Source organism: Kocuria sediminis, assembly GCF_009735315.1.
Taxonomy (GTDB): domain Bacteria; phylum Actinomycetota; class Actinomycetes; order Actinomycetales; family Micrococcaceae; genus Kocuria; species Kocuria turfanensis.
Window position 1 is genome coordinate 291577 of the sequence record NZ_WOGU01000002.1, and the last position, 24140, is coordinate 315716.

The 24140-nt window shown below is 74.8% G+C and carries 16 protein-coding genes; 8 read left to right on the forward strand and 8 right to left on the reverse strand.

Annotation, left to right across the window (positions count from 1 at the left end; all coding sequences use genetic code 11):
* Positions 1–54: 54 nt before the first annotated feature.
* The 3 genes from ptsP to dhaK are packed head-to-tail and all read right to left on the reverse strand — an operon-like array spanning position 55 to position 4168.
* Positions 55–2538: a phosphoenolpyruvate--protein phosphotransferase gene (gene ptsP / locus GMA12_RS03580; protein ID WP_162459432.1), complete on the reverse strand. Its 2484-nt coding sequence runs from the start codon at positions 2536–2538 to the stop codon at positions 55–57.
* On the reverse strand, positions 2535–3167 hold the full coding sequence (gene dhaL, locus GMA12_RS03585; protein WP_162459433.1) for a dihydroxyacetone kinase subunit DhaL: 633 nt from the start codon (positions 3165–3167) through the stop codon (positions 2535–2537). The genes ptsP and dhaL overlap by 4 nt, the downstream gene beginning before the upstream one ends.
* Positions 3167–4168 carry a dihydroxyacetone kinase subunit DhaK gene (gene dhaK / locus GMA12_RS03590; protein WP_156267206.1) on the reverse strand — a complete coding sequence of 334 codons (1002 nt, stop codon included), beginning with the start codon at positions 4166–4168 and terminating at the stop codon, positions 3167–3169. Before dhaK ends, dhaL begins: the two co-directional genes overlap by 1 nt.
* Positions 4169–4352: 184 nt before the next feature.
* Between dhaK and GMA12_RS03595 the strand changes: the two genes are divergently transcribed.
* The 3 genes from GMA12_RS03595 to GMA12_RS03605 all read left to right on the forward strand — a co-directional run bounded on the left by GMA12_RS03595 (position 4353) and on the right by GMA12_RS03605 (position 9117).
* Entirely contained in the window at positions 4353–5162 is an 810-nt protein-coding gene (locus GMA12_RS03595; RefSeq protein ID WP_156267208.1) for an alpha/beta fold hydrolase, read from the forward strand.
* A gap of 121 nt (positions 5163–5283) precedes the next feature.
* Positions 5284–7881 (forward strand): ATP-dependent helicase HrpB, encoded by a 2598-nt coding sequence (gene hrpB, locus GMA12_RS03600; RefSeq protein WP_162459434.1) that lies wholly within the window; start codon positions 5284–5286, stop codon positions 7879–7881.
* A gap of 270 nt (positions 7882–8151) precedes the next feature.
* Positions 8152–9117, forward strand: coding sequence for an HpcH/HpaI aldolase/citrate lyase family protein (locus GMA12_RS03605; RefSeq protein WP_240898569.1), 966 nt, complete (start codon positions 8152–8154; stop codon positions 9115–9117).
* 199 nt (positions 9118–9316) lie between these two features.
* Here the strand turns inward: GMA12_RS03605 and GMA12_RS03610 are convergent, their stop codons facing one another.
* Both GMA12_RS03610 and GMA12_RS03615 read right to left on the reverse strand, forming a co-directional pair.
* Positions 9317–10414, reverse strand: coding sequence for a tartrate dehydrogenase (locus GMA12_RS03610; RefSeq protein WP_156267212.1), 1098 nt, complete (start codon positions 10412–10414; stop codon positions 9317–9319).
* Between the two features lie 119 nt (positions 10415–10533).
* Positions 10534–11436: a LysR family transcriptional regulator gene (locus tag GMA12_RS03615; RefSeq protein WP_156267215.1), complete on the reverse strand. Its 903-nt coding sequence runs from the start codon at positions 11434–11436 to the stop codon at positions 10534–10536.
* Positions 11437–11615: 179 nt separating this feature from the next.
* Between GMA12_RS03615 and GMA12_RS03620 the strand changes: the two genes are divergently transcribed.
* The 3 genes from GMA12_RS03620 to GMA12_RS03630 all read left to right on the forward strand — a co-directional run bounded on the left by GMA12_RS03620 (position 11616) and on the right by GMA12_RS03630 (position 16694).
* Complete coding sequence (locus GMA12_RS03620; RefSeq protein WP_162459435.1) at positions 11616–13244, forward strand: SLC13 family permease; 1629 nt, start codon at positions 11616–11618, stop codon at positions 13242–13244.
* Between the two features lie 224 nt (positions 13245–13468).
* Positions 13469–15469 carry a penicillin-binding transpeptidase domain-containing protein gene (locus GMA12_RS03625; protein ID WP_156267217.1) on the forward strand — a complete coding sequence of 667 codons (2001 nt, stop codon included), beginning with the start codon at positions 13469–13471 and terminating at the stop codon, positions 15467–15469.
* Between the two features lie 256 nt (positions 15470–15725).
* Positions 15726–16694, forward strand: coding sequence for an L-lactate dehydrogenase (locus GMA12_RS03630; RefSeq protein ID WP_162459436.1), 969 nt, complete (start codon positions 15726–15728; stop codon positions 16692–16694).
* A gap of 97 nt (positions 16695–16791) precedes the next feature.
* Here GMA12_RS03630 and putP read toward each other — a convergent pair whose 3' ends face one another.
* Together putP and GMA12_RS03640 are read right to left on the reverse strand one after the other, a co-directional pair.
* The gene (gene putP / locus GMA12_RS03635) at positions 16792–18288 is read right to left on the reverse strand and encodes a sodium/proline symporter PutP (protein WP_156267219.1); all 1497 of its coding nucleotides are present in this window, start codon (positions 18286–18288) and stop codon (positions 16792–16794) included.
* Between the two features lie 150 nt (positions 18289–18438).
* Entirely contained in the window at positions 18439–19920 is a 1482-nt protein-coding gene (locus tag GMA12_RS03640; protein WP_156267222.1) for a helix-turn-helix domain-containing protein, read from the reverse strand.
* A gap of 173 nt (positions 19921–20093) precedes the next feature.
* On the opposite strand from GMA12_RS03640, the gene aceA reads away from it, so the two are divergent.
* On the forward strand, positions 20094–21377 hold the full coding sequence (gene aceA / locus GMA12_RS03645; protein WP_156267224.1) for an isocitrate lyase: 1284 nt from the start codon (positions 20094–20096) through the stop codon (positions 21375–21377).
* A gap of 134 nt (positions 21378–21511) precedes the next feature.
* Entirely contained in the window at positions 21512–23185 is a 1674-nt protein-coding gene (aceB, locus tag GMA12_RS03650) for a malate synthase A (RefSeq protein WP_156267525.1), read from the forward strand.
* Here aceB and gluQRS read toward each other — a convergent pair.
* Positions 23107–24108: a tRNA glutamyl-Q(34) synthetase GluQRS gene (gene gluQRS / locus GMA12_RS03655; protein ID WP_156267226.1), complete on the reverse strand. Its 1002-nt coding sequence runs from the start codon at positions 24106–24108 to the stop codon at positions 23107–23109. The two genes, aceB and gluQRS, sit on opposite strands and share 79 nt — an antisense overlap.
* Positions 24109–24140 lie beyond the last annotated feature (32 nt).

The window sequence follows — 24140 nt, forward strand, 5'->3', positions numbered from 1 at the left end:
AACGGTGCCGTGGCGAACGGGAGGCCTCGGGCCCGAGCCGCGGCCGGGCCGCGGTCAGCGTCCGGCCCGGTCCGCGCCCGCAACGTCCGCCAGCAGCGCCCGCACCTCGTCGGCGGAGCCGCAGGCCAGGGCCCGCCGTGCGAGGTCCCGCGCGCCGGCCAGGGTCACGTCCCGCAGCCGCGCCTTGACGAGGGCCACCTGGGTGGGCACCACGCTGAGCTCCTCGACGCCCAGCCCGGCGAGCAGCACCGCCGCGGCGGGGTCACTGGCGAGGTCGCCGCACACCGCGACGTGCGTGCCCTCGGGCGCGTCGGCGCAGACCCGGGCCACGAGGTCGAGCACGGCGGGGTGCCGGGCGTCCGCCAGCGCGGAGACCGCGGTGTTGCCCCGCTCGGCCGCCATCGTGTACTGCGCGAGGTCGTTGGTGCCGATGCTCACGAAGTCGAGGCCCTGCGCGACGCGGCGGACGGCCAGGGCCGCGGCCGGGACCTCGACCATGACGCCGACCCGCATCCCCGCCGGACGGCCGCCGGCCGCCGCGGCCGCCTCGTCAAGCCGCTCCAGCGCCCACGCCACCTCCTCGGCGGTGCTGACCATGGGGAACATGACGTGCACCGGGTGGTCGCGGGCCACCCGGCAGACCGCGGCCAGCTGGTCGCGGAGCACCTCCGGTGCCCGCCGCATGAGCCGCAGCCCGCGCTCGCCGAGGAACGGGTTCGCCTCGGTGGGCGCCGGCAGGAAGGGCAGCGGCTTGTCCCCGCCCACGTCCCAGGTGCGCACGGTCACGGGCCGCCCGGCGAACGCCTCGGCGATCCCGGCGAACGCGGCCGCCTGCGCCTCGACCGAGGGGGCCTCGTCCAGGTGGCCGAACAGGACCTCGGTGCGCAGCAGCCCGCACCCCTGCGCGCCGGACGCGACGGCCCGGCCGGCGTCGGCGGGCGTCGTGACGTTGGCGAGCACCGGCACCGGGTGTCCGTCCGCGGTCGCGCCCGGCTCGTGGGCACGCGCCAGGACGCGTTCGGCCTCGGCGGCCCGGGCGGCCGACAGCTCGCGGAGGGAGCGCCGGGTGTCCTCGTCGGGGTCGACGGCGAACCGCCGGGCCCGCGCGTCGAAGCCGACGACGGCGCCGGGTGCCACGGCGGCCGCGGCCGGCCCGGCGTCGTGGTACACCGGGACGCCGCGGGAGCGGGCGACCAGCACGCCGTGACCGGTGTCCCCGCCCGTCAGCGTGACCACGCCCGCGACCCGCAGCGGGTCCAGCGTCGCCGCGGTCGCGGCGTCGAGCTCCCGCAGCACGAGGACCACGGGCGGACCGTCGGCCGGGACCGCCTCGTCGGGGGTGCCGGGTCCCGCCAGGGCGGCGAGCACCCGCTGCCGCACGCTGCGGACGTCCTCGGCGCGCGCCCGCAGGTAGGGGTCCTCCATCGCCTCGAGCTCCGCGCCCAGCGCGGCGAGCCGGTCCCCCCACGCCGTGGGCGCGGGCGCGCCGGCGGCGATGCCGGCGGTCACGGCGTCGGTCAGCTCGGGGTCGGCGAGCAGGGCCTCGTGGGCCTCGAGGACGGCGCCCGCCGGACCGGGGCCTCCGGCCGCGGACCGGCGCAGGGCGGCCAGCTCGGCGAGCGCGCGGGCCACGGCGGCGTCCGAGCGCCGCCGTTCCTCGGCCGGGTCGCCCGGCCGGTAACCGGAGAGGTCGATCGCGCCGCCCCGCACGACCGCCGGGCCGAGGGCGACGTCGGTGCCCGATCCGGCGGCGGGCGGCGCGGATGCGCCCGCCGGACCGGCCGGCTCGGGACCCGCGGGGGCAGCCGGCTCGGGGGGCCGGTCGCCCCAGGCGTCCGCGGCCAGCGCCCGCACCGCCTCGGTCAACGACGCGGCGCCGGGTCCGGACGCCTCGAAGCGCAGCCGGTCGCCCTGCCGGACGGCGAGCGTCACGAGCCCGGACAGGCTGCGGGCGTCGACCGGACCGCGGCCCGTGCGCAGGTTCGTGACCGCGGCGACCGCGTCGGCGGCGCGCACGAGCCCGACCAGCCGGGCGGCCGGGCGGGCGTGCAGGCCGTGCGGGGTGTCCACGGGCAGCTCGGAGACGACCTCGGGGGCCGCGGGCGGGGCCGCCGTCCCGGCCGGCGCCGGGTCCGCCGCCTCCCCCAGGTGGTCCCGCTTGGCGACCAGCCCGCGGCCGGCCTCCTCGAGCACCGCGTCCAGCGGCGCGCCGGCGGCCGCCGTCACCACGGCGGCCACCAGCCCCTCGACGAGCGGAGCGGGGGACAGGCGCACCCGCTCGGCGACGTCGGGCGGGACGAACTCCAGCGCCATCTCCGCGCTGAGCACGGCGCTGCCGAGGTCGAGGAGCACCAGCACGCCGTCCGGCGAGTCGACGGCGGTGATGGCCTCGGCGACCGCGGCGGCGTCCGTGCCGAACCCGTCGCCGGCGCCCGCCGCCAGGGCGATCGGCGGGCGCTCGTCGACCATCTCGCAGGCCAGCTCGACGGCCGCCTCGGCCAGCGCCCGGCTGTGCGAGACGACGACGATGCCGATCACGGCAGGCTGTCGGCCGCGGACCGCAGCAGCAGCGCCGTGCTGGTGGCGCCCGGGTCCTGGTGGCCCGCGCTGCGCTGCCCCAGGTAGCTGGCCCGGCCCTTGCGCGCCACGAGCGGGATCGTCGCGGCGCAGCCCTCCTCCGCCGCGTCGGCCGCCGCGGACAGCGCGTCGGCGATGCCGGCGCCCCCGGCCACGGCCGCGTCGTACGCGTCGAGAGCCGGCACCAGGGCGTCCACCATCGTCTTGTCGCCCGGTTCGGCCTTGCCCCGGGCGACCACGCCCTCCAGCCCGGCCCGCAGCGCCCGGCCCAGCGTGGCGGCGTCGACGGCCTGGCCACCGGCCAGCCCGCCGCCGGCCCGCAGGAAGAACGTGCCGTACAGCGGGCCGCTGGCCCCGCCGACGGTGCTCACCAGGGTCATGCCGGCCTTCTTCAGCATCGCGTCGGCGTCGCCGGCGTCGCCGCCGTCCAGCACGCCGACGACCGCCCGCATGCCACGGTCCATGTTGCTGCCGTGGTCGGCGTCGCCGATGGCGGAGTCGAGCTCCGTCAGCTCGGCGGCGTGGTCGTGGACGACGTCGGCGAACCTCCGCAGCCAGCGCTCGAGACCCTCGGCGGTGACCTCCGGCATCACATGCCCCAGCGCAGGCCGGGCGTGCTGACCGGGGCGTCCCACAGGCGGACGAGCTCGTCGTCCGCGCGCAGCAGGGTCACGGAGCAGCCGGCCATCTCTAGCGAGGTGATGTAGTTGCCGACCAGGCTGCGGGCCACCGGGACGCCGGCCTTCTCCAGCAGCTGCTGCACCTCGGCGTACATGATGTACAGCTCGATCAGCGGCGTGCCGCCCATGCCGTTGAGGAAGGCGATCACCGGGGCGCCGTCGGCCGCGGGCAGGTCGGCGAGGACCGGCTCGACGAGCATGGCCGCGACCTCCCGCGCGGGGGCGAGCGGACGCCGCTCGCGTCCCGGCTCGCCGTGGATGCCGATGCCGACCTCGATCTCGTTCTCGCCGAGCTCGAACGTCGGCCGGCCCGCGGCCGGGACCGTGCACGAGGTGAGCGCCATGCCCATGCTGCGCCCCTGCCCGTCGACCCGCCGCGCGATGTCGGCGACCTCGGCGAGCGGACGGCCCTCCTCGGCCGCCGCACCGGCGATCTTCTCCAGCAGCACGGTCACCCCCACGCCGCGGCGTCCGGCGGTGTACAGGCTGTCCTGCACCGCGACGTCGTCGTCGGTGACGACCGAGACCACCTCGACACCGTTCTCGGCGGCGAGCTCGGCGGCCATCTCGAAGTTCATGACGTCGCCGGTGTAGTTCTTCACGACGTGCAGGACGCCGGCGCCGCCGTCGACACCGAGGGTCGCGGCGAGCATCTGGTCCGGCACCGGGGAGGTGAACACCTCGCCGGCGCAGGCGGCGTCCAGCATGCCCGGGCCCACGAACCCGCCGTGCATCGGCTCGTGGCCGGAGCCGCCGCCGGAGACCAGGCCGACCTTGCCGCGCCGGGGAGCGTCGGCGCGGAAGACGACGCGGTTGGAGTGGTCGACGCGCAGGCGGTCCCCGTGCGCCGCCTGCATGCCGAGCAGGGCCTCCCGGACGACGTCGGCCGGGTCGTTGATGAGCTTCTTCATGTGCCTATCGGACCACTCCGCCGGTGGCCGTGACAACACTTTCGGACGACTGTGGGGCATTGAGTCCACGGCGCGCGACCGGGGCCCGGGCCCACGGCCGGCCGGCCCCGGGGACCGCTCCCCGGACGCCGGGCCGTCCTCCCGCCGTGCGGGCCCGCGGCGTCCGAGACCCTAAGCTCGGAGGATGGCTGACTTCCGGACGAGCACCCTGCACACGACCCGCGTCGGGGACGACGGTGACCGCATCGTCTTCCTGCACGGCCTGTTCGGCCGGGGCAAGAACTTCACCCGGATCGCCAAGGACCTCCAGCCGGACTTCCGCAGCCTGCTGGTGGACCTCCCCAACCACGGCCGCTCCGGGTGGACGGACCGGGTGGACTACCGGCAGATGGCCGACTCCGTGGCCGAGACCCTCCGGGAGGACTTCGCCGCGGAGGGGCCGGTCGCCGTCGTGGGGCACTCCCTCGGCGGCAAGGTGGCCATGGTGCTGGCGCTGCGGCACCCGGAGCTCGTCTCCCGGCTCGTCGTGGTCGACATCGCGCCCACCCGCTCCGGGGGCGGCGAGGGGGAGTTCGCCCACCTGCTGGACAGCCTGGCGGCCGTGGACCTGACGGCCGTGCAGCGCCGATCGGACGCGGACGAGGCCCTCAAGGAGCCCATCCCATGGGACACCACCCGCAGCTTCCTGCTGCAGAACCTGCGCCGCGGCCCGGACGGGCTGTCGTGGGAGCCGAACCTCGAGCTGCTGCGGTCGAGCCTGGACGCCATCGGCGGCTTCCCGGACACCGGGGAGGCCGTCTACGAGGGGCCGGTGCTCTGGGTGGCCGGCGGGCGCTCGGACTACGTCCGCGACGAGCACGCACCGCAGATGCGCCGGCTGTTCCCCCGCACGCACCGGGTGACGATCCGCGAGGCCGGCCACTGGGTGCACTCGCAGGAGCCGGAGAAGTTCGTCGCGGTGCTGCGCGGGTTCCTGGCGCACACCGAGGCCTGAGCCCCCGGCGGGCACCGCGCCGCCCGGCCCGCACCGGCACTCCCGCGGCCGCCCGCCGCTGCCGTGCGCCTCCGGCCGTCCGTCCCGGGGCGCGGTGCCACAGCGGTGCCACACTGGGAGCGTGAGCCCCGCACCCTTCGACCTCGACGCCATCGGCGCCGGCCTGCCCGTGGCCGGGGCCGCCGGCGCCCTGCGCGCGGCCCTGGCCGGCGGCGCCGCCGTGGTCCAGGCCCCGCCCGGGTCCGGCAAGACCACCCTGGTGCCGCCGCTGGTGGCCGCGCTGCTGCACGAGCGCGGGTCCGGGCCCGCCAAGGTGGTCGTCACCCAGCCGCGCCGGGTCGCCGCCCGCGCCGCCGCCCGGCGCCTCGCCTTCCTCGCCGGCACCCGCGTCGGCGGGCTCGTGGGCCACACCGTGCGCGGGGACCGGCGGACCGGGCCGGGCACGCTCGTGGAGTTCGTGACCCCCGGGATCCTGCTGCGCCGCCTGCTCCACGACCCCGAGCTGCCCGGCACCGGCGCCGTGGTCCTCGACGAGGTGCACGAGCGCGGCCTCGAGACGGACCTGCTCGTGGGAATGCTCGCCGAGCTGGGCGAGCTGCGGGAGGACCTCGTGCTCGCGGCGATGTCCGCGACCGTGGACGCCGCCCGCTTCGCGGCTCTGCTCGGCCGGGACGGGCCGGTGCCCGTCGTCGACAGCCCCGCCGTCCTGCACCCGCTGGGCGTCGAGTGGGCCCCGCGTCCCGGCCGGCGCACCGACGAGCGCGGGGTGCGCCCGGAGTTCCTCGACCACGTCGCCCGCACCGCGGCCGCCGCCCACGCCCGGGCCCTGGCGGCGGATCCCGGCACGGACGCCCTGGTCTTCCTCCCGGGCGCCTGGGAGGTCGCCCACGTCGCCCGGCGGCTGCGGGAGCAGGCCCCCGGCACCGAGGTCCTCGAGCTGCACGGGCGGGCCGGGGCCGCGGAGCAGGACCGGGCCACGGCCGGGCGCGCGCCGGGCGGGCCCCCGCGCGCGGTCGTGACGACCGCCCTGGCCGAGTCCTCCCTCACCGTCCCGGGCGTGCGCCTGGTCGTGGACTCCGGGCTCGCCCGGGAGCCCCGCCGGGACGCGGCCCGCGGGATGACCGGGCTCGTCACGGTCGCCGCCTCCCGCGCCTCCGCCGAGCAGCGGGCCGGGCGCGCGGCCCGGCTCGGCCCCGGCACCGTGGTGCGCTGCTACGACGAGCGCACGTGGACGGCGATGCCCGCCCACGGCACCCCGGAGGTCGCCGCCGCCGACCTCACCGGCGCCGCCCTGCTGCTGGCCTGCTGGGGCTCCCCGGGCGGGCGCGGCCTGGCCCTGCCCGACCCGCTCCCGCCCACCGCCCTCGCCGAGGCGGAGGCGGTGCTGCGCGGTCTCGGCGCGGTCGACGCCGAGGGCCGCGCCACCGCGGCCGGCCGCGCGCTCGCCCGGGTGCCGGCCGACCCCCGGCTCGCCCGCGGCCTGCTGGCCGGGTCCCGCCTCGTGGGGGAGCGGGCCGCCGCCGAGGTCGTGGCGGCCGTCGCCGACGACCACCGGGCCCCGGACGGCGACCTGGCCCGGCTGCTGGCCGAGCTGCGCTCGGGGCGCGCCCCGGGCGCCCGGCGGTGGGCCGAGGAGACGGACCGGCTCCGCCGCGCCGCCCGCGAGGCGGGCCCCGACGGCGCCGGGACCGCCCGGGCCCGGGCGGAGCGCCCCGCGCCGGTGCCCGCCGATCCCGTGCCCTCCCAGCTGGTGCCCGGCGCGGTGCTCGCCCTGGCCTTCCCGGAGCGGATCGCCCACCGGTCGGGCGGCACCTGGCTGCTCGCCTCCGGCACCCGGGCCGGCCTCCCGGAGGGCAGCCCGCTGGCCGCCCACGAGTGGCTGGCCGTCGCCGAGGCCACCCGCGCCGCCGGGCGGGCGGCCGCCGGGACGGGCGCGGTCGTCCGGGCCGCCGCCGCCCTCGACCGGGAGACCGCCGAGCGGTGCGCCGAGCACCTGCTCACCGACGCGGTGGACACCCGGTACGACGGCGGGCGGGTGAGCGCGCGCCGGACCCGGGCGCTGGGGGCGATCCAGCTGTCCGCCACCCCCGTGCGACCGGCCCCCGCGGCGGCCCGCGAGGCCGTGCGGGCGGCCCTGGCCGAGCACGGCCCGGAGCTGCTGGCCTGGTCCGGGGCGGCGGACGGGCTCCGGCGCCGGCTCGCGCTGCTGCACCACCGGCTCGGCGCCCCCTGGCCGGACGTCTCCGACGACGCCCTCCGGGCCCGGCTCGACGAGTGGCTCGCCCCCGAGCTGGACGCCCTCGCCGCCGGCGGGTCCGTGGACCTCGCCGGGGCCCTGCGCCGGCTCCTCCCGTGGCCGGAGGCCGGCCGCCTCGACGAGCTCGCCCCCGAGCGCCTGACCGTGGCCAGCGGGTCGCGGGTCCGGATCGACTACCCGGCGGCCGACGACCCCACGGGCCGGCCCGTGGTGGCGGTGAAGCTGCAGGAGTGCTTCGGCTGGGCCGAGACGCCCGCGGTCGCCGGCGGGCGGGCACCGGTGCTGTTCCACCTGCTCTCCCCGGCCGGGCGGCCCCTGGCGGTCACCGACGACCTCGCGTCGTTCTGGTCCGGGCCCTACCGGCAGGTGCGGGCCGAGATGCGCGGGCGCTACCCCAAGCACCCGTGGCCCGAGGACCCGTGGTCCGCGGCGGCCACGGCCCGCACGACGCGCCGGGCCTGAGCCGCGCGGTTGGCGCCGGCATGTGATGTGCGTTACGGTGAGGTCACCGCACCTGCCGAGCGCGTCGATCCAGCGCGCACGGACCGGCTCGCCCACTCCGCGACCCCCGGCCCGAGGCACGCACCGGACGGACCCCCGCGACGCCATCTTTCCCGCGGGACCGCCACCGGTCACGGTTCCGCCGGGCAGCCCCCGACCTCCCCGGCTCGGGCGCCCCGGCACGCTTGTCGCCCCGCAGCACGCTGCGCCACACGGAATGGGTACGCACTCATGACTGCCACCTCGATCGAGTCCACCACGACGACCCCGACCACCACCGCCCCCTCGCCGCTGGCGCCCCAGGTCGCCGCGCCGGCGGTCGGCCCGGAGCTCGCCCGCTCCTGGCTGCTCGTCAACGGCGCCCAGCCCGAGCGCTTCGCGGCCGCGGCGGGCAGCGCGGCCGACGTCGTCGTCCTGGACATCGAGGACTCCGTGGCGCCCAAGGACAAGGAGCGCGCCCGCCGCAACGTGACCAGCTGGCTGGACGCCCGGGACCAGCACGGGGTGCAGCAGCACGCCTGGGTGCGCGTCAACGGCTTCGGCACGCAGTGGTGGGAGGACGACCTCCGCGCCCTCGCCGGGATCCGCGGCCTCGACGGGGTGATGCTGGCCATGGTCGAGTCGCCCGAGCACGTGACCCGCACCGCGGAGCTGCTCAAGGACACGAAGATCGTCGCGCTCGTGGAGACCGCCCGCGGGGTGCAGCACCTGCAGGCCATCGCCGGCGCCCGCTCCACCTACCGGCTCGGCTTCGGCCTCGGCGACTTCCGCCGCGACACGGGCTTCGGCGAGAACCCCATGACGCTGGCGTACACGCGCTCGCAGTTCACGATCGCCTCCCGGGCGGCCAACCTGCCCGGGCCCATCGACGGCCCCGCCGTCGGGGCGCTGGGCCCGAAGCTGGCCGAGGCGACGTCCGTGACCCTGGAGTTCGGCATGACCGGCAAGCTGTGCCTGATGCCCGAGCAGGCCGCCACGGTCAACGAGGGCCTGAGCCCCTCCCTGTCCGAGCTGTCCTGGGCCACCGAGTTCCTGCAGGAGTTCGACGCCGACGGCGGGGAGATCCGCAACGGCTCCGACCTGCCCCGGCTCGCCCGGGCCCGGAAGATCCTCGGCCTGGCCGGGGCCTTCGGGCTGAGCATCCCCGAGGGCTACGACGTCCACTTCGAGGCGCCGACCGACACGTACCACTGCTGACCCGGTGGTGAGGGGCCGGCCACCGGCCCGTCCGCGCGCGGCGGCGCACCCCCTGCCGCGCGCCCGAGGGACCGGCGGGTGCCGTGCAGACACGGCACCCGCCGGTCCCTCCGCTGTCCCGTCCTCCCGGCACCGGCCTTCCAGCGGCGCGCGACCGAGGCGCTGCCGAGCGCGCGCCGGGCGCCGCCGGCGCAGCGGGTCAGGCGGAGGTCAGGGACGCCGCCAGCGCCTCGACGATCGCCTCGGTGATCTCGTTCGTGTCGGCGGTGCCGCCGATGTCACGGGTGAGGTGGCCGGCGGCGGTGGTGGCCTCGATCGCGGCCTCGAGCCGGCGGGCCTCCGCGTGCAGGCCGAAGTGGTCGAGCATCAGGGCGGCGCTGGCGATCGCCCCGATCGGGTTGGCGATCCCCTGGCCGGCGATGTCCGGGGCGGAGCCGTGGACGGGCTCGAACATCGACGGGAAGCGGCGCTCCGGGTTGAGGTTGGCGCTGGCGGCCAGGCCGAGGCTGCCGGCCAGCGCGGAGCCGAGGTCGGAGAGGATGTCGGCGTTGAGGTTGGAGGCCACCACCACCGAGAGGTCCTCGGGGTGCAGCACGAACTTGGCGCTCATCGCGTCCACCAGCACCGACTCCGTCTGCACGTCGGGGTAGTCTCCCGCCACGCGGGCGAAGACCTCGTCCCACAGCACCATCCCGTACTGCTGGGCGTTGGACTTCGTCACGCTGGAGACCTTCCGCACCGTCCGGGTCCGGGCCAGGTCGAAGGCGAAGCGGATGATCCGCTCACAGCCCTTCTCCGTGAACAGCGAGGACTGGACCGCCACCTCGTTGCCCGGTCCGCGCCCGGCGAGGTTGCGCCCGCCCAGCCCGGCGTACTCGCCCTCGCTGTTCTCCCGGACCACGACCCAGTCCAGCTCGGTGTCGTCGGCCTTGCGCAGCGGGGACTGCACGCCGGGGAGGAACTTCACCGGGCGGATGTTGGCCCACTGGTCGAAGTTCTGGGTGATGTTCAGCCGCAGCCCCCACAGGCTGACGTGGTCGGGGACGTTCTCCCAGCCCACGGCCCCGAAGTAGATGGCGTCGAAGGGCTTCAGGGTCTCCAGCCCGTCGGCGGGCATCAGCACCCCGTGCTCGGCGTAGTACGCGGAGCCCCAGGGGAACTCGGTCCACTCGAAGGAGAAGGCGCCCTTCGACTGCTCGGCCAGCGCGTCCAGGACCGTGCGGCCGGCGGCGACGACCTCCTGGCCCACCCCGTCGGCGGGGATCGAGGCGATCGTGAAAACCTGGTGCTCGGCCATGCTGGTGCTCTCCTTGTCCGTGGGGTCGCCGTCCGGTGCCGCGGCGTCCTGCGCCAAGTAGAACGGGCACGGGCCCCCGCGGTCCAAGACCGGGTTCGTATCCCCCGGATAGCAGGCGCCTATGCCGGCCGGGCCGGGGCCGCCGCGTGCCGCTCGGCGACGTCGAGGAACGCCCGGGCGGCGGGGGTCAGGTCGGCCGGGCGGCTCACGACCGCCACGTGCAGCGCGGTGACCGGTTCGATCCGGACCACGCGCAGACCCATCTGCCGCGCCAGGGGCGTCCAGGAGGAGGGCAGGACGGCGTGCCCGACCCCGGCCAGGACCAGGGGCAGGACCGACGTGCGGTGGGCGACCTCCGCGGCGATGTCGACGCGGATCCCGGCGGCCAGCATGTCGTCGACGAGCGACCGCATCAGGGAGCCGCGCTGGGAGACCACGACCCGGTGCCCGTCGAGGTCCTCCCGCCGGACGGCGTCCCCGGCGGCGAAGGTGTCCGCCCGCGGACTGACGATCAGCACGAGCGGCTGCTGCTCCAGGTGCCGGACCTCGACCTCGGCGGAGCGGAACGGGCGGTCCGAGCCCAGGATCCCGATCTCCGCCCGGCCGGTGCGCACGGCACCGGTCACCTCCTCGGGGGTGAACGCCGCCTCGACGTCGACCGTCACGGCAGGATGGGACCGCGCGTAGGCGGCGATCATCGACGTGAGCGGCTCCACTCCCGGGGAGGGCATCGCCACCACGTCCAGGCGGCCGCTGCGCACCCCGCGCAGGTCGTCGACGGCGGCCCGGGCGGCCTCGAGGTCCCGGAGCACGACCCGGGCGGGGCCCACGAGCTCCTCGCCCGCCTCGCTGAGCACCACCCGCCGGCCGATCCGGTGGAACAGCGGCACGCCCAGCTCCCGCTCCAGCCCCTTGACGGTCTGCGACAGCGACGGCTGGGCGATCAGCAGGTGCTCCGCCGCACGGGTGAAGCCGCCGTGGTCGACCACCGCCAGGAAGTACCTCAGCTGCCGGACGTCCATGTGCTCCCTCCCTGCGCGAACCCGGGCGGCCCCGGGGGACGACGCGGCACGCAGTCCCGCTGCCCGGTCGTTCCGTCACCCATTGTTTCTGCCTATCGGCGTAGAAGACAGCAAACCTTGGACGTGACACACGTCACAGGAGCATGGTAGAGCCATCCCGACGAGGAAGGACCAGGACCGTGCAGACCCAGCAACCCGCAGCCGCCAGTTCCCCGACCACATCGCAGCGCACCGACGTGCGCGCCGCCCTGCTGGGGGGCAAGACCTTCCGCAGCCTCAGCGAGCAGACGCTCTCCCCGCGGGAGGAGAGGTTCGAGCGCGCCCGCCAGACGACCGGTCTGTTCCTCGCCCCGGCCGTGGCCATCGTCTTCGCGCTCCTGCCGCTGAACCTGGACCGCACGCAGCACCTGCTGGCCGCCGTGCTGCTGGGGGTGATCATCCTGTGGATCTGCGAGCCGGTGCCCATCCCGATCGGCGGTCTCATCGGCGTGGCCGCCGTGGTGGTCCTGGGGGTGGCACCGGCCTCCGACGTGCTCCAGCCGTTCGGCTCCACGACGATCTTCACCTTCATCGGCGCGTTCATCCTGGCCCAGGCCATGCTCAAGCACGGCATCGCCCAGCGGCTGGCGCTGGCGGTGCTCTCCCTGCCCGGAGTGGGCAAGTCCACCTACCGGATCGTCATCGCCTTCGGCGTGATCACCTGCATGCTCTCGGCCTTCGTCTCCAACACCGCCACGGTGGCCATGCTCATGCCCACAGCCCTGGGCATCCTGGCCGTCATCGCCGAGATGATGCAGGACCGCGGCGTGGTGAAGGCCGACTTCGACCCCCTGCGCCTGCGGATCGGGGCCGCGCTGCTGCTCATGCTCGCCTACGGCGCCTCCGTGGGCGGGCTGCTGACCCCGGTGGGCTCCCCGCCGAACCTCATCGGGCGCGGCCTCATCGAGGAGGCCACCGGCACCCGGATCTCCTTCGCCCAGTGGATGGCCATCGCCTTCCCGGTGTGCCTGGCCATGTTCGTGGTGCTGGCCCTGGTCATGCTCCTGCTCAACAAGCCCGAGGTGCGGCGGATCGAGGGCGTGGAGGAGTACATCCGCGAGCACCGCGCGGCCCAGGGGAGGATGTCCCGGGCGGAGAAGAACACTCTGGTGGCCTTCGGGATCACCGTCACCCTGTGGCTGCTGCCGGCCTTCGCCAGCCTGTTCGGCGGCACCGAGTCCGCGGCCTACATCTTCCTCGACGACCGTCTCGACGAGGGGATCGTGGCGGTGCTCGGCGCCTCCCTGCTGTTCATCCTGCCCACGAACTGGGCGAAGCGCGAGGCGACCCTCACCTGGACCGACGCGGCGAAGATCGACTGGGGCACCATCGTCCTGTTCGGCACCGGCATCATCTTCGGCTCCCTGCTGGCCGACACCGGCCTGGCCGAGACCATCGGCACCGGGGCCTCGGAGAACCTCAACATCACCAACGTGGTGGCGATCACCGTGTTCTCCGCCGTCCTGGCGGTCCTGATCTCCGAGACGACCTCCAACACCGCCTCGGCGGCGGTGATCGTCCCGATCGTCATCCCGCTGTGCCAGGCCATCGGCGTCGACCCGTTCGTGCCCGCCCTGGCCGCGACCTTCGCCGCCTCGTTCGGGTTCATGCTCCCGGTCTCCACGCCGCAGAACGCCATCGTCTACGGCACCGGCGCGGTGCCCATCACCCGCATGATCCGCACCGGCATCGTCTTCGACGTCCTCGGCGTGATCCTGATCATCTCCATCGTCCCCGTGATGATCGCCGCGGTGGGCCTCGGCGGATGACGTCCGGCGCACCGCGCCGCCCGTCGGTCCTCCGCGCCCGGGCGCGCGGAGGACCGGGCGCGCGGAGGACCGGTGGCGCGGAGAAGCCCGGGCCGCCGGGGCCCCGGCGGCGGTCGGCCCGACGACGTCCCGCGGGCCCGGTGCGTGATCCCACGGTGGGGTGCCGCCGCGTCACGGCGGCTCATGTCGGCTCCCGGGGCGGAGCGTCCCGCTAGATTGGTCGGGTGCGCACCGACCAGTCCTCCGCCTCCCGCCCCGCTCCGCGGCCCCCGGCGCCGCGCCCGGCCGCCCGCCGGGCCGCGGCACTCTCGCTCGCGCTGAGCGCCGGGCTCCTGGCCTCCGGCTGTTCGGCGCTCGCTGCCGACGACGGGCGCGAGAGCGCCGAACGGGTCGCCGCGGCACTGACCGCGGGCAGCGTCGAGGACCTGGGCTTCGGCGCCGTCGCCGGGCCCTCCGCCCAGCAGCAGTACGAGGAGGCCACCGCCGGGCTGGGCGGGGCCACCGCGTCCGTCGAGGTCACGGCGGTGGAGGACACCGGACAGGAGGACCGGCGGGAGGCCACCCTGGCCTGGTCCTGGGACCTGCCGGGCACGGACCGGGAGTGGGCCTACGACGCGGTGCTCCCCCTGGTCCGCTCGGAGGGCGGGGAGTGGGTCCCCGAGTGGTCCGCCGGTGTGGTGCAGCCGGGGCTGGAGGAGGGCGAGGCCCTGCGCGCCCGGACGGTGGCCGCCGACCGCGGGGACATCCTCGGCGCGGACGGGGAGACCCTCGTGACGGAGCGACCGATCCGCCGGGTCGGGATCGACCGGTCGCAGCTCGACGGGGCGGACCCGGGCGCGGCGGCCCGCCGGCTCGCCGCGGCCGTGGACATCGACGCCGACGCCTACGCCGAGGCCGTCGAGCAGGCCGGGCCCGAGGCGTTCGTCGAGGCCGTCCCGCTGCGGCTGGAGGACTTCCGGGAGCTGGACGCGCAGCAGATGGAGGCCGTCCCGGGGCTGCTCGTGGTCGAGGACGAGCTGCCGCTGGCCCCCTCCCGCGGCTTCGCCGCCGACCTGCTGGGTGGGGTGTCCACGGCGACCGCGGAGGATCTCGAGGCCTCCGGCGGCGACCTGGCGACCGGTGCGCTGGTCGGCCGCGGCGGGGTGCAGGAGCGCTTCGACGACCGGCTGCGCGGCGCCTCCGGCGTGGTGGTCGAGGAGGTCGTGCCCGGCGGCGACGGCGTGCAGGCCTCCTCCGGCGAGCCGCTGTTCGAGGTCCCCGCGGAGGCCGGCGAACCGGTCACGGTGAGCCTGGACCGCGGGCTCCAGTCCACCGCCGAGGAGCTTCTGGCCGGCATCGAGTCCCCGTCCGCGATCGTGGCGGTCCGGCCCTCCACGGGCGAGGTCGTCGCCTCGGCCAACGGACCGGGCTCCGAGGGCTACTCCACCGCGCTGCTGGGCCAGTACGCGCCCGGGTCCACCTTCAAGGTGGTGACAGCCCTGAGCATGCTCCGCGAGGGGGACACGCCGGGCACGGAGGTGCAGTGCCCGCCCTCGACCACCGCCGCGGGCGTGCGGGTCGCCAACGTCGAGTCGTACCCGCCCGAGTTCACCGGCTCCATCACGCTCACCGAGGCGATCGCCCACTCGTGCAACACCACCTTCGTGGACCAGCACGAGCGGATCAGCCAGGCCGAGCTGGCCACCGCGGCCGGGTCCCTGGGGATCGGCGCCGACACGGACCTCGGGGTGCCCGCGTTTCCCGGAACCGTCCCGGCCGAGGAGGACCCGGCCCAGCACGCCGCCGCCCTGTTCGGGCAGGGGCGCACGCTGGTCTCGCCGCTGGCCATGGCCAACCTCACGGCCTCGGTCGCCGCCGGGGAGCTCGTGACCCCCCGGCTGGTCACCACCGAGGGCCTGCTCGACGACGCCGCCACGACCGGGCCCGGCCCGGCGGAGCCCCTGACCGGCCCGGAGGCGGAGCAGCTGCGCACCATGATGCGGGCCGTCGTCTCCTCCGGGCACCTGGAGGTGCTGCAGGAGCTGGAGCCGGACACCGCGATCGGCAAGACGGGCACCGCCGAGTTCGGCGACGAGGACCCGCCCCGGACCCACTCGTGGGTGATCGCCGAGCACGAGGACCTGGCCGTCGCGGTCTTCGTGGAGGACGGCGACCTGGGCTCGATCACCGGCGGACCGCTGATGCGCGACTTCCTGGCGGCCGCCTCCGAGGCCCCCACCGGCTGAGGACCCGCACCGGCTGAGGACCCGCACCGGCTGAGGACCCGGGCCGGCTGACGGGCCGGACCGACGGAGGGACCGTGGCGGACGGCCCCTCCCGGGCGGCGGCGACCCGGACGGACGCGGCCCCGCCGAACCGGGCCCCGCCGGAGCGTGCGGGGCCCGTGCGGAGCGGGCCCTTCCGGCGCGCGCCCCGCGGGCGGAGGATGGGGGAGGACGTCCCGTCCGCCGCCGCAGACCCCGACCCCGTCAGGAGCTCCCCGTGCCCGAGACTGTTCCCTCATCCTCCGCGCGCACCAAGATCGGTGTGGTCGGCGCCGGCTCCGTCGGCTCGTCCCTGGCCTACGCGGCGCTCATCAAGGGCGTCGCCCAGGAGGTCGCCCTCTACGACCTGGCCGGGGACCGGGTCCGCGCCGAGGGCCTGGACCTCGCCCACGGGGCCATGTTCACCCCCAGCTCCCGGGTGACCGGCTCCGACGACGTCGCCGTGCTGGCCGGCTCCGACCTCGTCGTCGTCACCGCCGGCGCCAAGCAGCGGCCGGGGCAGACCCGGATGGAGCTGGCGGGCGCCAACGCGCGGATCCTGGAGACGCTGATGCCGCGGCTGGTGGAGCAGGCGCCCGAGGCCGTGTACGTGCTGGTGACCAATCCGTGCGACGTGCTCACGGTGATCGCGCAGAAGCTCACCGGCCTGCCCCCGGGGCGGGTGATGGCCTCCGGGACCGTGCTGGACACCTCCCGGCTGCGCTGGCTGCTGGCCGAGGAGGGCGGGGTCTCCACCACGAGCGTGCACGCCACGATCGTCGGCGAGCACGGGGACACCGAGTTCCCGCTGTGGTCGAACGCCAACATCGGGCAGATCCCGCTGCGGGACTGGACGGTGGATGGACGCCGGCCCTTCACCGAGGAGCGGCTGGACGACATCACCCATCGGACGATCAACGCGGCCTACACCGTGATCCAGGGCAAGGGCGCCACCAACTACGCGATCGGCCTCGCCGCGACCCGGGTGGCCGAGGCCGTGCTGCGCGACGAGCACGCCGTGCTGCCGGTGTCCACGGTCATGGAGGACTACCGCGGGATCAGCGGGGTCGCCCTGTCGGTGCCCTCGATCGTCGCGCGGCAGGGCGTCGTCGAGCGCCTGGTCGTGCCCATGGACGAGCAGGAGCTCGCCATGCTGCACCGCTCCGCCGAGGCGATCCGGGAGACCCTCGCCTCGATCGGGTACTGACCCGCCAGCAGGCGCCGGCCCGCGAGGGGGATCCGGACCGGGAACGGCGTCGGGGCCCCTTCCGGCGGAACGGGCCCCGATCGTGCAGAGCGGGAGGTCAGCGCGCGGCCATCTCGTCCTGCGCCGCGTGGGTGAGGCGCACGGCGTCGTCGAACTCGCGCTCGACGTCCTCGTCGTGCCGGTACGTGGCCTTCGAGACCAGCATGGCGGAGACCAGGGAGACGACGAAGCCGGGGATGATCTCGTAGAGGTCGGCCCACGGGGTCACGGTCCAGGCGAACACGGTGACCGCGCCCAGGACCATGCCGGTGATCGCGCCCAGGTCGGTGAGCTTGCGCCAGAACAGGGAGAGGATCACGATCGGGCCGAACGAGGCGCCGAAGCCGGCCCAGGCGAAGGCCACGAGGCCGAGGATCGTGTTGTTCTGCTCCCAGGCCAGGAACACCGCCACGAGGGCGACGGCGGCCACGCCGGCGCGGCCCAGCCACACCTGCTTGCGCTCGGACGGGGACTCCTTGACGGTCAGCTTGTAGAGGTCCTCCACCAGGGCGGAGGAGGAGACGATGAGCTGGGAGGAGACCGTGGACATGATGGCCGCCAGCACCGCGGCCAGGACGAACCCGGCGATGACCGGGTGGAAGAAGACCTGGGCGAGGTCCAGGAACACGGACTCGGGGTCGGTCGGGCTCTCGTCGGGGCGGTTGCCGTAGTAGGCCACGCCCACCAGAGCGGTGGCGATCGCCCCGAGGACGCTGAGCACCATCCAGGTCAGCCCGATCCGGCGGCCGGTCTTCGCGTCGGCGGGGGAGCGCATGGCCATGAAGCGGACGATGATGTGCGGCTGGCCGAAGTAGCCCAGGCCCCAGGCCAGGGCCGAGATCACGCCGATGGCCGTGGCCCCGGAGACCATGGAGAGGGCGTCGGGCTGGACGGCGCGGATGTTCTCGGCCATCTGGCCGAAGCCGCCGACGTTGATGACGCCGACGATCGGGACGAGCAGCAGGGCCGCGAACATGAGCAGGCCCTGGGCCACGTCGGTGTACGTGGCGCCCAGGAACCCGCCGAAGAGGGTGTAGGCGATGGTGACGCCCACGACCAGCAGCAGCCCGGCGTGGTAGCTCGAGCCGAAGGAGGACTGGAAGAACAGCCCGCCGGCGACCATGCCGGAGGAGACGTAGAAGGTGAAGAACACCAGGATCACCAGGCCGGAGACGATGCGCAGCATCCGGGTCCCGCCCTTGAGCCTGTTGTCCAGGAACGAGGGGATGGTGATCGAGTTGTGCGAGACCTCGGTGTAGGAGCGCAGCCGGGGCGCGACGAACTTCCAGTTCACCCACGCGCCGACGATCAGCCCGACGGCGATCCAGGCCTCGACCATGCCCGAGAGGAACACCGCGCCCGGCAGGCCGAGGAGCAGCCAGCCGGACATGTCCGAGGCGCCGGCGCTGAGCGCGGCGACGCCGGGCTTGAGGTTGCGCCCGCCGAGCATGTAGTCGTCGAGGTTCTTGGTCCGGCTGTTGGCGTAGAGACCGATCGCGATCATGGCGGCGAAGTAGATGACGATCGCGATCGTCTGGGACATCTCTTGGGTCATGGCGTCCTTTCCGCCCGGCGCCGGCCCGGTGGAGCGCAGCGTCCAGGAGGGTGGGTGGGTCGGAGGTCCCACGTCACATTACGCGTGCTCCCGGCCACTGACCAGCTACTACAGGTATAGGGGGCCGCCCCCGGCCCGGTCCGGAGCGGCTCAGCCGCCGTCGTGGGCCTGCAGGAACTCGTACACCTCGCGCTCGTCCACGCCCGGGAAGGCCCCCTCCGGCAGGGCCGCGAGCACGTGGGAGTGCGCCCGGGTGTTGGGCCACGCGTGGCCGGCCCAGACCCGGCTCAGGTCCTCCGGCGGGCGCCGGCAGCAGGAGGGGTCCGGGCAGGTGGAGACGGTGCGGTGCGGGGTGTCCCGGCCGCGGAACCAGCGGGCGTCCGTGAAGCCCACGCCCACGCCGATCGAGAAGGTGCCCTGGCCGGAGAGCTCCGTGCGGGTGGAGCACCAGTAGGTGCCGGAGGGCGTGTCGGTGTACTGGGCGAAGGCCGTGAACTGGTTGGGCTGGTCGAAGACCGTGCGCCCGGACCACTTGCGGCAGGAGATCTGCCCCTCGATCGCGCCGGTGTGGTCCGTGGGGAACGCCAGCCCGTCGTTCTCGTAGGCCTTGTGGATCACCCCGGACGAGTGCACCTTGTGGAAGTGGGTGCGGATGCCCAGGTGGCGGGTCGCGAGGTTCGTGAAGCGGTGGCCCGCCGTCTCGTGCGAGACGGCGAACCGGTCCTTGAGGTCCTCCAGGAAGAGGTCGCGGTTCTTCTTCGCCTCGAGCAGGAACGGGACGGTCTGGTCCTCGGGCAGCATGACCGCCGCGGCGAAGTAGTTCGCCTGCACCCGCTGGGCCAGGAACTCGGCGTAGTCCTTCGGGGGCTCGTGGCCCAGCACCTGGTGGCCGACCGCCTGGAGCAGCACCGCGCGGGGGTCGTGGTCCGCCCGCGGGCTCTGCACCAGGTAGATCCGCCGGTTGAGCAGGTCGGTGACCGACCGGGTGGAGTGGGGCAGGTCGGTGACGTGGTGGATGCTGTAGCCCAGCTTGCCCACCATCTCCGAGATCACCGAGTTGGAGACCGGCCCCGAGGAGTACCCGCCCAGGGTCAGCAGCTCCTTGGCGGCCTGCTCGAGATCCGGGAAGTAGTTGTCCCGCTCCCGCATCAGCCGGCGCAGCTGCACGTTGGCCCGGCGGGCCTCCTCCGGGGTGGCCGAGTTCTTCTCCAGCGCCTGGGCCAGGCGGTCCTGCAGGGCCACCAGCGCCTCGAGCACCTCCGTGGACAGGGCCGAGCTCACCCGGACCGTCGGCAGGCCCAGCTGCTCGTAGAACGGGGAGCGCTGGGCGCGCTCGAGCCGGATCTCCAGGGCCTCCCGCCGGTTGGCGGGCTCGGCCCCGAGCAGGGCGTCCACGCTGGTGCCCAGCACCTCCGCGAGCCGCTGCAGCAGGCTCAGCCGCGGCTCCCGCCGCCCGTTCTCGATGACGGACAGCTGCGAGGTGGCCGTGCCGGCACGGCCGGCGAGCTCGGCCAGGGTCAGGCCCCGGTCCTTGCGCAGGGACCGGATGCGCCGGCCGAGGCCGATGAGGTCGGTGGTCCGGGGCTGCTCGTCCGAGGACGGCTGCTCGTAGCCCCACGCACTGGTCGTCATTTCTTCATCCTAGGCGAAGAACCCGGAAAGTTCGCGGAGAAATGTGGGTCCAGCCGGGGTGATCAGGGCGCAGAGTGGTGTGTGTCACCAGGAAGACGCGAACTTCCGGGGGACCCACGAACCTATTTCGCACCACCTCCGTACCACCGTGGACCACTCGACGAGGAGCTGACATGTCCTACCCCAACGCCCCCAAGACCGCCGACGAGATCCGCCAGGAGTGGGACGCCGACCCGCGCTGGCAGAACATCACCCGCGAGTACACCGCGGAGGAGGTCGTCCGTCTGCGCGGCACCGTGCAGGAGGAGCAGACCCTCGCCCGCCGCGGCGCCGAGCAGCTGTGGCAGAAGCTGCACACCGAGGACTTCGTCAACTCGCTGGGCGCCCTGACCGGCAACCAGGCCGTCCAGCAGGTCAAGGCCGGCCTGAAGGCCATCTACCTCTCCGGCTGGCAGGTGGCCGGTGACGCGAACCTCGCGGGCCAGACCTACCCCGACCAGTCGATCTACCCCGCCAACTCCGTCCCGGCGGTCGTGCGGCGGATCAACAACGCGCTGATGCGCGCCGACCAGATCGAGCACTCGGAGGGCATCCGCACCGTCGAGGACTGGCTGGTCCCGATCGTCGCCGACGCCGAGGCCGGCTTCGGCGGCCCGCTCAACGCCTACGAGCTGATGAAGTCGATGATCGCGGCCGGCGCCGCCGGCGTGCACTGGGAGGACCAGCTGGCCTCCGAGAAGAAGTGCGGCCACCTCGGCGGCAAGGTGCTCATCCCCACCCAGCAGCACGTCCGCACGCTCAGCGCGGCCCGGCTCGCGGCCGACGTCGCCGACGTCCCCTCGCTGATCATCGCCCGCACCGACGCGGAGGCGGCCACGCTGATCACCTCGGACGTCGACGACCGGGACAAGCCGTTCGTCACCGGTGAGCGCACCGCGGAGGGCTACTACAAGGTGCGCAACGGCCTGGAGGCGTGCATCGCCCGCGGCAACGCCTACGCCCCGTACGCCGACCTGCTGTGGATGGAGACCGGCACCCCGGACCTCGAGCTGGCCAAGCAGTTCGCCGAGGGGATCCACGCGGAGCACCCGGACCAGATGCTCGCCTACAACTGCTCGCCGTCCTTCAACTGGAAGAAGCACCTGGACGACGACACGATCGCGAAGTTCCAGCGGGAGCTGGGCGCGATGGGCTTCAAGTTCCAGTTCATCACCCTCGCCGGCTTCCACGCGCTGAACTACTCGATGTTCGATCTGGCCCACGGCTACGCCCGCAACCAGATGACGGCCTACGTGGAGCTGCAGGAGCGGGAGTTCGCGGCCGAGGAGCGCGGCTACACCGCCACCCGGCACCAGCGGGAGGTGGGCACCGGCTACTTCGACCTGGTCTCCACCGTGCTCAACCCGCAGTCCTCCACCACGGCGCTGGCCGGCTCCACGGAGACCGCCCAGTTCTGAGCCGATCGCGGGCGGGGCGGCCGGGGACCCGAGCGGGTCCCCGGCCGCCCCCCCATCCCGGCGACGGCCGCGTCCCGGCGGGACGCCCCACCCGATCTCTTCCCGGACACTTCCCAGGCGAGGACCCAGCCATGATGACCATGACCAGCGACCCCGTGACGATCAACGGCGTGACCCTCACCGGTCACCACGTGCCCCGGCAGAACAGCGTGCTCAGCCCTGACGCGCTGGCCTTCCTGGCGGCCCTGCACCGCGAGTTCGAGCCGCGCCGCCGCGAGCTGCTGGCCGCCCGCGAGGAGCGGCGCAAGGCGATCGCCCGCGGCACCGACCCCACCTTCCTGCCCGAGACCGCGAGGATCCGCGAGGACGACTGCTGGCGGGTCCCGCCGCCGCCGCCGGGGCTGGAGGACCGGCGGGTCGAGATCACGGGGCCCACCGAGCGGAAGATGACCATCAACGCCCTGAACTCCGGGGCCCAGGTGTGGCTCGCCGACATGGAGGACGCCAACACCCCGCACTGGACCAACGTGGTCACCAACCAGCTGAACCTGATCGACGCGCTCGAGGGGACCATCGAGTTCACCAACCCGGACGGCAAGCGGTACGCCCTGCAGAACAAGGACCCGCGGGCCAACCCGACGATCGTGGTGCGGCCCCGCGGGTGGCACCTCGAGGAGAAGCACCTGTCCGTGCGGGGCGAGCCCATCGCCGGGGCGCTGGTCGACTTCGGTCTCTACTTCTTCCACAACGCCCGCCGGCTCAAGAAGCTGGGGCTGGGCCCGTACTTCTACCTGCCCAAGACCGAGTCCCACCGCGAGGCGCGGCTGTGGCACGACATCTTCACCCGGGCCGAGTCCATGCTCGGCGCGGACCACGGCACCATCCGCGCGACCGTCCTGATCGAGACGATCACTGCGGCGTTCGAGATGGAGGAGATCCTGTGGGAACTCGGCGAGCACGCCGCGGGGCTCAACGCCGGACGCTGGGACTACATCTTCTCGATCATCAAGAACTTCCGCACCCGGGGGCCCCGCTTCATCCTCCCCGACCGCAACGCCGTGACCATGACCCAGCCGTTCATGCGGGCCTACACCGAGCAGCTCGTGCGGGCGTGCCACCGCCGGCAGGCCATGGCGATCGGCGGGATGGCCGCGTTCATCCCGTCCCGCCGCGACGAGGAGGTCAACCGGGCCGCGATCGAGAAGGTGCGCGCCGACAAGATGCGGGAGGCCCAGGACGGCTTCGACGGGTCCTGGGTGGCCCACCCCGACCTCGTGCCCGTGTGCCGGGAGGTCTTCGACGCGGTGCTGGGCGAGAAGCCCAACCAGCTCGACCGGCGGCGGGACGACGTGGTGCCCGACGACAAGGCGCTCATCGACATCGCCTCGGCCGAGGGGAAGATCACCGAGGCCGGGATCCGCAACAACATCGAGGTCGGGATCCGCTACATCGAGGCCTGGCTGCGCGGCAACGGCGCGGTCGGCATCCACAACCTCATGGAGGACGCCGCGACCGCGGAGATCTCCCGCTCCCAGATCTGGCAGTGGGTGAACTCCCGGGCGATCACGGACCACGGCGAGGAGATCACCCGCGAATGGGTGCAGGAGCTCCTCGAGGAGGAGTTCGGGCGGATCGAGCGGGCCGAGGGCGACCGCTTCGACGACGCCCGCTCGATCTTCGAGGAGGTCGCCCTGGGCGACGACTACCCGGCGTTCCTGACGACCCCGGCCTACGAGCGGTTCCTGGCCGAGCCCGAGGACCCGCACGCCCCGGAGGAGGCCGGTCCCCGGTCCCGGATCCGCGCCTGAGGCGCCCAGGCCGAGGGGTCCACCACCCAGGGCTCCCGCGGCAGGACGTCCTCGGCGAAGACGGCGAGGACGTCCTGCGCCGTGCGGACCGGGCCGGGCAGGCCCAGCGACGCCGCCATCCAGCCCAGCACCTCCTCCGCGCGGTGACCCGCCGCGGCGAGCTCGGAGAGGGTCACGGCCCCGTCGCGTTTGGCCAGCCGCCGGCCCTCCGGGTTGAGCACGAGCGGCACGTGGGCCCACTGCGGCTCGGGCAGCCCGAGCACCGCCGCCAGGTAGGCCTGCCGCGGGGTCGAGGGCAGCAGGTCGTCGCCGCGCACCACCTGGTCCACGCCCTGGTGGGCGTCGTCCAGGACCACCGCGAGGTTGTAGGCGGGCCGCCCGTCGTTGCGCAGCAGCACGAAGTCGTCGACCAGACCCGTGTACGGGCCGGCCCAGCGGTCCACGACCGTGCGGGAGCGCACGTCCGCCCGCAGCCGCACGGCCGGCGGCCGGTCGCGGCGGCGGCGTGCGCGCTCCGCGTCGCCGAGGTCCCGGCACGTGCCCGGGTAGGCGCCCGGCGCCCCGTGCGGGGCGCTCGCCGCCGCCTGGATCTCCCGGCGCGTGCAGTAGCACTCGTAGGTGCGCCCCGCCGCGGTGAGCTCCGCGACCGCGGCACGGTGGGCGGTCTCGCGCGTGGACTGCAGCAGCGGCGTGCCGTCCCAGTCCAGTCCGAGGCGGGCGAGGTCGGCCAGCTGCTGCTCGGCGGCGCCCGGTCGGACCCGGTCGATGTCCTCGATGCGCAGCACGAAGCGCCGCCCGCTCGAGCGGGCCGCAGCCCACGCGACCAGGGCCGTGCGCAGGTTGCCCAGGTGCAGGTCCCCGGAGGGGGACGGCGCGTAGCGACCGGCGCCTCCGGCCGCACGCCACAGGGAGGAAGTGGTCATGGGTGTCAGGATAGACAGCGCCGGTCGGTACC

Excerpts from the sequence above, each read along its gene's own strand:
- GMA12_RS03605 (WP_240898569.1), top strand. The coding sequence starts at position 8,152 with ATGACTGCCACCTCGATCGAGTCCACCACGACGACCCCGACCACCACC.
- aceB (WP_156267525.1), top strand. The coding sequence starts at position 21,512 with ATGACCATGACCAGCGACCCCGTGACGATCAACGGCGTGACCCTCACC.
- GMA12_RS03610 (WP_156267212.1), bottom strand. The coding sequence starts at position 10,414 with ATGGCCGAGCACCAGGTTTTCACGATCGCCTCGATCCCCGCCGACGGG.
- dhaL (WP_162459433.1), bottom strand. The coding sequence starts at position 3,167 with ATGCCGGAGGTCACCGCCGAGGGTCTCGAGCGCTGGCTGCGGAGGTTC.
- gluQRS (WP_156267226.1), bottom strand. The coding sequence starts at position 24,108 with ATGACCACTTCCTCCCTGTGGCGTGCGGCCGGAGGCGCCGGTCGCTAC.
- dhaK (WP_156267206.1), bottom strand. The coding sequence starts at position 4,168 with ATGAAGAAGCTCATCAACGACCCGGCCGACGTCGTCCGGGAGGCCCTG.
- GMA12_RS03615 (WP_156267215.1), bottom strand. The coding sequence starts at position 11,436 with ATGGACGTCCGGCAGCTGAGGTACTTCCTGGCGGTGGTCGACCACGGC.
- aceA (WP_156267224.1), top strand. The coding sequence starts at position 20,094 with ATGTCCTACCCCAACGCCCCCAAGACCGCCGACGAGATCCGCCAGGAG.
- GMA12_RS03640 (WP_156267222.1), bottom strand. The coding sequence starts at position 19,920 with ATGACGACCAGTGCGTGGGGCTACGAGCAGCCGTCCTCGGACGAGCAG.
- putP (WP_156267219.1), bottom strand. The coding sequence starts at position 18,288 with ATGACCCAAGAGATGTCCCAGACGATCGCGATCGTCATCTACTTCGCC.
- GMA12_RS03595 (WP_156267208.1), top strand. The coding sequence starts at position 4,353 with ATGGCTGACTTCCGGACGAGCACCCTGCACACGACCCGCGTCGGGGAC.